We start from the raw sequence: 1838 nt of genomic DNA, 5'->3' as shown, positions 1-1838 counted from the left end.
CTTTACCCGCCTGGGTGATCGACATGTCCACCAGTTGACTGATGGTCATCTTCTCTGTGTCCTGGGCAGCAGCGACATACTGGCCGTAGCGCAGGAAACCGTCGATGGCGGTGTCGGTGTCGGTTTGAATAGCCTCAGCTGCGCCGGCGGCAACGCTGGGCAGCTCTGAGCGGGTCAGCTCATAGACTTCTCGACGGGCATCAGCAGCTCGGGCGTTATCAAGTCCCGTGGCTGCGAAATCAGCCAACGCCTCGGGAGTGTCTGTGCGCAGTGCGGTGTCGGCAGCGGATTTCACACTAGATCCGTCACGGGACCCCGCGGCTTCCCACGCCGTCGCCCGGTCATCCTCAGCCTGCAGTTCAGCCCATCCGGAGTCAATGAACTCAGCAATCGCCTCCGTATCGCCAGCACCGTCATTGGCTGACAACAGTTCTGTGACTCTGTCCTGGACCTTCGGTCCACTGATCGCGGAGATCGTCGCCAGGATCGACCGCAGATCCTGGTTCTGTGCCAGCACCCGTCCGGACTCAACGTAGGTATTGAAGTCCTCGGGGGAACCGCTCAACGCTGCGGCGGCCGCCTCAGCAGAGGCCGGAAACGCCGAGTCGAGCATGTCCACAGCGAAATCCCTGGCATCGGCGGGACTGGTGATGTCCACGCCGGGCCCATCACCAGATCCGTCACCGGTAGTCCCGTCCTGGGTTTGTGCCGAGGCTATTCCGGCAGACAGCGCGGTGGTCACCAGCAAGGCAATAGTGATGACCATGGTGAACACCACAGTCAGTCGGGCCAATACGGCGGTGGAGAGTCGGTCACCGAGTAGACGGTGCAATGCGAGTCCCCAGATCCCTGTTGAGCGGGGTGAGCCTGAACAATGCCGCTGAGGGTGTCGAGGAGTGTGTGGGGTGCGGCGGTGCGCGGCCGACCCGGGGTAAGTGCTCACGGTGTAGTGGTTGCCTCTCACTTGCCGGTGGTGGTTCCGGTGGTAGTACCGGGGTAGGCCAATCCCTGGTCGACAAACCAGGCTGAGTCTGCGGCCCTGGTGGTTGTCACTGACACCGCCCCGGCGGTGGTGGTTGACAAGGCGTAGCGTTGGTCGGCGGCAGAGATCAACCGCACTGAGGTTGCCGGTGAGCTCACAGCGGTGGCACACCAGGTCGCTGCGGTCGCGTCGGGGGTTGAGGAGACCGTGACTGTCGGTGTCGTACCATCGGTGGTCTGCAGGAACACCCCGGGGTACGCGGCGGATTCCAGTGACACGCACTCGGTGTTGGAAAGCCCGGGTGTGACGATGAAGGAGGCGTCAAGTCGATCGGTGAAGCCACTGTTGCGGTTGATGACGTCGCTGACCACGCCAGACCAGGACACTCGAAGGACACGCGGGGTGGTCGTTGAGGCAGCGTTGCGCAGGCTGACGACCGTGGGCTGCTCAGTACCCGGGGTCAGCTGCCCGGTAGACGGTCCGGTCGGGGAGGTCACGGGAGAAACCTGCAGCTCTACCACAGTGGAACCGGAACGGTTGACGTCGACGGTCTTCACCTCCCCGGGGGTAACGGTCGTTGACCAGTACACAGCACCATTGGGGAGTTTGAAGGCGACGGTGACAGGCACGGTGAGGTTGTTGACTACCCCGTATGAGCCGGTGATGTTCACCGCGACCCAACCGGAGTCTTTGACCAGACCGAAGCAGACCTTACCGCCGGTGGCGTTGGCAGAGTCGACGCGGATCTGCACTGGCGTGGTCCCACATGTCTGTTCGACGATGCCGCCGTCGCCGGCGGTGATGGGGATCTCGGCGGAAGCGGCGGGCGCCTGAACCCCGGTGAATGCGGATAGTC

At 63.2% G+C, this 1838-nt stretch carries 1 protein-coding gene and 1 pseudogene; both read right to left on the bottom strand.

What is annotated here, in order from left to right; all coding sequences use genetic code 11:
• Nucleotides 1-766: pseudogene (locus tag CVA01_RS14675) on the bottom strand (ALF repeat-containing protein); the annotation flags it as partial.
• 194 nt (nt 767-960) lie between these two features.
• On the bottom strand, nt 961-1838 hold an 878-nt coding region (locus CVA01_RS14670), incomplete at its 5' end, for an AbfB domain-containing protein (RefSeq protein ID WP_141331813.1).

Origin of the sequence: Corynebacterium variabile (assembly GCF_006539825.1) — a bacterium.
Taxonomy (GTDB): Bacteria; Actinomycetota; Actinomycetes; order Mycobacteriales; family Mycobacteriaceae; genus Corynebacterium; species Corynebacterium variabile.
Note: the sequence above shows the minus strand (reverse complement) of the source record. Positions and strands in the feature narration are given on the sequence as shown.